Source organism: uncultured Tyzzerella sp., from assembly GCF_963558545.1.
GTDB lineage: Bacteria > Bacillota > Clostridia > Lachnospirales > CAG-274 > Tyzzerella.
In genome coordinates, this window is record NZ_CAUWHO010000080.1 from 1 (window position 1) to 5,439 (window position 5,439).

At 28.5% G+C, this 5,439-nt stretch carries 4 protein-coding genes and 2 tRNA genes; 1 reads left to right on the top strand and 5 read right to left on the bottom strand.

Translation table 11 applies throughout. The features are described 5' to 3' along the window. Positions 1-102: 102 nt before the first annotated feature. The 3 genes from R5Z65_RS09385 to obgE all read right to left on the bottom strand — a co-directional run bounded on the left by R5Z65_RS09385 (position 103) and on the right by obgE (position 3,895). Positions 103-1,824, bottom strand: coding sequence for an ABC transporter substrate-binding protein (locus R5Z65_RS09385; protein ID WP_317368733.1), 1,722 nt, complete (start codon positions 1,822-1,824; stop codon positions 103-105). Between the two features lie 480 nt (positions 1,825-2,304). After that, positions 2,305-2,595 (bottom strand): ribosome assembly RNA-binding protein YhbY, encoded by a 291-nt coding sequence (yhbY, locus tag R5Z65_RS09390; protein WP_317368734.1) that lies wholly within the window; start codon positions 2,593-2,595, stop codon positions 2,305-2,307. Positions 2,596-2,617: 22 nt separating this feature from the next. Then, positions 2,618-3,895 carry a GTPase ObgE gene (obgE, locus tag R5Z65_RS09395; RefSeq protein WP_317368735.1) on the bottom strand — a complete coding sequence of 426 codons (1,278 nt, stop codon included), beginning with the start codon at positions 3,893-3,895 and terminating at the stop codon, positions 2,618-2,620. A 192-nt stretch (positions 3,896-4,087) separates the two neighbouring features. Between obgE and R5Z65_RS09400 the strand changes: the two genes are divergently transcribed. Next, positions 4,088-4,891, top strand: coding sequence for a flagellin (locus R5Z65_RS09400; protein ID WP_317368736.1), 804 nt, complete (start codon positions 4,088-4,090; stop codon positions 4,889-4,891). A 288-nt stretch (positions 4,892-5,179) separates the two neighbouring features. Here the strand turns inward: R5Z65_RS09400 and R5Z65_RS09405 are convergent. Beyond that, positions 5,180-5,253 (bottom strand) — tRNA-Met (locus tag R5Z65_RS09405). Positions 5,254-5,287: 34 nt separating this feature from the next. Continuing rightward, positions 5,288-5,369 (bottom strand) — tRNA-Tyr (locus tag R5Z65_RS09410). Positions 5,370-5,439: the final 70 nt, after the last annotated feature.

The following is a 5,439-nucleotide window of genomic DNA, read 5'->3' on the forward strand; positions in this document are numbered from 1 at the left end:
TTTATATATTGTGCATATAATTATTTTAGTATAGCTTTCAGAAACGTCTTATTATTCTAATTAGCCCTATTGCTAAATAAGGCTAATTAGAAATATAAAAAATTACTTCATTTCTATAACGTGATATTCATCTCTAAATGTATGGTATGGTGAATCTGTTCTATAAACTGTATCTATTTTTAAATTATCGCTAAATATATTAAGATTTTTTCTTTGATAAACTGGCATAATAACTGCACTTTCCATAATTAAATCAAGCTCTTTAGCAACTAATTCTTTTCTTTTTTCTAAATCTAAAGTAGTAGCTACTTGTTCTAATAATTTATCTACCTCTGGGTCTTTTAAATTATATCTATTAGAACCAGCACCATCTGCTGAAGAGCTATGGAATATTTGTGTTAAATCTGCATGATTGGAATTACCCCAAGCAAGAACAAACATATCTAAATCTCCACTGTCCATTCTATCTGAAAGTACATTAAACTGTAAGTCGGATACAATAAGCTCAGCACCAATTTCTTCCATATCATTTTTCATTTGTGAAAAAATACCTGCTGTTGGATGAGATTTTAAATCACCTACACCAACTTCTACTTTAAGTTGGTTACCATTTGCATCTACAAGTTTACCATTTGCATCTTTTTTATATCCTGCTGCAGTAAAGTATTCTAATGCTTTAGCTTTGTCATATGTATAGTATGGTTTTGCATCTTGAGGGTACTCTGCTAAAGTACTAGTCATAGGTCTTTCTAAAACATCTGCTAAATCACCAAAATATGATTTTACAGATGGTTCTCTATTCATAAGGTGCATTAAACCTTTTCTTACATTTATATCTGTTATACGATTAGCATTAATACCAATATAACCATATCCATTATTTTCTGTTAAGTTATATTCTATACCTTCTGCCTCGAGCCTTGCCATAATTTCTTTGTCTGCTGCTGGGTCTGTAATATCTACATCTCCATTAGCTACAACATCAACTTTATTGGCCTCTGCAACAACTTGGAATTTTAAATTAGGAGTTTTTGGTGCTCCTTTAAAATAATTAGGGTTAGCTTCTAATGAAACTATATTATTTTCATAGCTTTTAAATATATAAGGGCCACTTCCCATAGGTAATGCATTTCTGGATTTTGGTACAGTCATATCACCTTTTTTATATTCTGTGCCATCATCACCTACACCATAATAATGTTTAGGTAAAATAGGTTGCCCTGCAAGCTGTTTATCTCCAATAATGTTTACACCGTCTACAAGTACAGTACAAGTTAAGTCATCAACTTTTTTAATACCTGATATTTCTGTAACAGTATCTCCACCTTCTCTATATTCTTTAAGTCCCACTATATTTAATGTGCTAAGTGTACTAATACCATCATAAGCTGGGTCTAATTGTACATATATTCCAAAAAGATAATCATCTATTGTAACTGGTTTTCCATCTGAGAAAGTAAGCCCTTCTTGTAATTTTATTGTATATTCAACCTGTTTAACATTTCCTGCGTCATCTTTAATTTCTTTAGTAGTTATGCTACCTGCATCATCTTTAAGATTATTATCATCATCTAAAACACAAACAGATGAGAAAACAGGGCCAAATACATAACTATCAAAAGCTGTTTTATAGAAAAATGGATTAAAAATACCATTAAGCTCATTTAACCCTACAACCATTGTATCAAATTCAGATTTTGTATCTGCCTCACCTTGTTCAGTAGAAACATTTGTATCCTCTGTATTGCTAGTAGAACCACAAGCTGCTAATGAAAGAGCCATTGTTCCTATAAGTGCCATTGCTAAAAGTTTTTTAAATTTCATTTGCAATTCCTCCTCGCCTGTTATAATTATTAAAATATATGTACATTTTAATTTTTAATAACATAACTTATTTTGTTTTTAAGATTATATAAGCAAAATAAAAAAATGTCAATTAAAATTATAATTATTCATTAATTTTAAAATTGACACTTTTGCTATTTTAATATATAATTATACCATTTTATTATAATACTTTACTTATATATCATAATTTTTTTATAAATAACTATTTTCTTTGTATACTAAATTTAATTTATTATCTAACTTTTTATAAAAAATATATAAAATTTATATTCTTGCAATTCATACATAAAAAAATTGCTTTTAATAAAACAATATATTTTACATAAGATATAACCTACATTATTTTATATAGGTTATATCCTATATAGAACTAGTTTTATATAAAACCAACTTTTTATTTATTTTCAGAAAATTCAAAAAAATGATTTATTCGTATTTTTATATTTCTTTTTATTATTAAGGTAGCTCTATAATAGACTTTTTTCTTGATTTTCTATATAAAACTATCTTTTTACCTATAATCTGTACAACATCTGATTTTGTTCTTTCGCTAATAGCAGATGCTATATATTTTATATCTTCAGTACAATTATTTAGCACATTACATTTTATAAGTTCTCTTGCTTCTAGTGCTTCATCTATAGATAATATAATCTCTGGGCTTACTCCACCTTTTCCTATTTGAAAAATTGGTTCTATTTTATTAGATAATCCTCTTAAATATGCTCTTTGTTTACTATTTAACATAAATTATTCCTTTCTATTAATATTATTTATAATAGTCAAATTCTAAATCATATATCCTAACTGTATCGCCCTCTTGTATACCTTTTTCCTCTAATGCCTCTATAATTCCCTTATCTCTAAGATATTTTTGGAAAAATGCAAAACCTTTTTCAGTATCAATATTAGTATATCCCATCATTTTCTCTACACCAATGCCCTCTACTGCATAATATCCATTACCTATATTGACTATTGTAAATGGCTCATTATCTACTTTAGCTTCTACATAAGGTGTAAAATCTTCCTCAAATACAATATCCTCTGGGTAATCCTTTAATATATCTGCAACTGCTAGCAAAAGTTCATCTAAACCATTATTAGTTGCTGCCGATATAGGAAATACTTTTATCCCTTTAGGCTCATATACAGATTTTATTTTTTTATAGTTTTCTTGTGCCTCTGGTATATCCATCTTATTGCAAGCTATTACCATAGGCCTATCCAAAAGATTTTCATTATATTTATTAAGCTCATCATTTATCTTCTCTATATTTTCAAGTGGACATACACCTTCCAATCCTGCTGCATCTACTACGTGTATAAATACTTTTGTTCTTTCTACGTGTCTTAAAAATTCGTGTCCAAGACCTATCCCCTCACTAGCACCTTCTATAAGTCCCGGTATATCTGCCATTACAAAATCATCACCCCATTTACTTCTTACCACACCTAAGTTGGGAGATAATGTAGTAAAATGATAGTTAGCTATTTTAGGGTTTGCATTAGTAACCATTGATAAAAGAGTAGATTTTCCAACATTAGGAAACCCTATAAGTCCCACATCTGCTATAAGTTTAAGCTCTAATATAACATCATATTCTTTTGCAATTCTTCCTTTTTCTGAATATCTAGGTGCTTGTCTTGTAGGTGTTGCAAAGTGCTGGTTACCTTTTCCACCTTTACCACCATTTATAAGTATTTTTTCTTCAAAAGGTTTAACCATATCTGCCATTATTTTTCCTGTTTCGGCCTCTCTAATTATTGTACCTACTGGAACTTTTATAATAACATCTTTTCCATTAGCACCTGTACAATTTCTTTTTCCTCCGTCTACACCGTTTTCAGCTTTAAAAAGTTTTTTATATCTAAAATCCATTAAAGTATTTATTCCTTCATCTGCTATAAATACTACATTGCCTCCTTTACCACCATCTCCACCATCTGGTCCACCATTTGTTACATATTTAGCTCTATAAAAAGACACACATCCATTGCCACCATTACCCGCTTTTATATGAATTTTTACTCTATCTACAAACATATTTATCCTCCGTACACAAAATATAACCTGTTAATACCTAATAAATTATAGCACATAAATACTTAAAATTCAATTATTTTATAGTCTATAGTAGTTTAACTATTTTAAAAAAATTTACAATTTTTGTCTAAAATTAGTATTGAAAAATTTTTAAAAAAGTTGCATAATATTATAATAAAGGAGGTGTAAAAAATGAAAATATTAAATCAAAATCAAAAAGTAAATTCTTATCTTTCTAATTTACACAATATTGATAAGAATGAGAAAAAAAATAATGAGCGTTTATCTTCTGGAAAAAAAATAAATAAAGCTGTAGATGATGCTGCTGGTCTTGCTATTGCTGATAAAATGACGGCTCTTATTAATGGTATTGGCAAAGGTGTAAATAATACTTATGATATGCAAAATGCCTTAAAAACTGCTGAAGGTTCTTTAGGTAATGTTCAAGATAGTTTACAAAGAGTTAGAGAACTTAGTATACAAGCATCTAATGGAATATTAACTGACAGTGATAAATCACTTATTCAAGAAGAAATAAACCAAACTTTAGCAGGTATTAATAATATCTCTAATAATACCCAATTTAATGGCCAAAATCTTTTAGACGGTACTTTTACTGATAAACATGTAGCTATGAATCCAGATGGTTCTGGTACAAATGTATCTATTGGTGCTGTTAATAGTAATTCACTTGGATTAAATAATTTTAATATTATGGGTAATAATATTGATATATCTACTATTGATGATGCTATAAGTGCTGTATCCTCTGCAAGAGTTCAAATTGGTGCTCAAATAAACAGATTTGACTATGCTATTAGTTCTAACTTAAATTCAGAATTAAATATGATTAAATCTAAAAGTAAAATAACTGATACTGATATGTCTAAAGAATCTATACATAGACAAACTAACAAAGCATTAGTTCAATATGGTATTTTTGCACAAAAAAATACTGCTAAAGTACAAGCTAATATGCTTAGTATACTATTTTAAATTGTAAATATATTAAGCAAATAAAAATTAAAGAGTAAAGTATATACATTAAAATGCATACTTTACTCTTTTTAATTTATTATAATTAACATTTATATATTTAATAAAAATGTCCTTTTTAATTATATTATATTTATATAATAATGTAATTGTGTAGTAAAAATAAAAAATTATAATTTAAAAATTTATATAAGATATATAATATAATAATTATATTAACTGTACTAATAATAAGACTGATATAATTAGTTTAAAATAAAAAAAGGCTATAATAGCCTTTTAAAATAGTTGCGGGAGCCGGATTTGAACCGACGACCTTCGGGTTATGAGCCCGACGAGCTACCAGGCTGCTCCATCCCGCGTCATTATAAATATTAGATTTTTTAGTGAAAAAAGTGGGTGGAGAAGGATTCGAACCTTCGAAAGACTAGCTAACAGATTTACAGTCTGCCCCCTTTGGCCACTCGGGAATCCACCCTTATTTATTAATTTGTAAGCCGATGAAGGGACTCGAACCCCCAACCTGCTGATTACAAGTCAGCTGCTCT

Bases quoted from the DNA above. Each gene is read 5' to 3' on its own strand.
- R5Z65_RS09385 (WP_317368733.1), bottom strand. From the start codon at position 1,824: ATGAAATTTAAAAAACTTTTAGCAATGGCACTTATAGGAACAATGGCT.
- yhbY (WP_317368734.1), bottom strand. From the start codon at position 2,595: ATGTTAAATAGTAAACAAAGAGCATATTTAAGAGGATTATCTAATAAA.
- obgE (WP_317368735.1), bottom strand. From the start codon at position 3,895: ATGTTTGTAGATAGAGTAAAAATTCATATAAAAGCGGGTAATGGTGGC.
- R5Z65_RS09400 (WP_317368736.1), top strand. From the start codon at position 4,088: ATGAAAATATTAAATCAAAATCAAAAAGTAAATTCTTATCTTTCTAAT.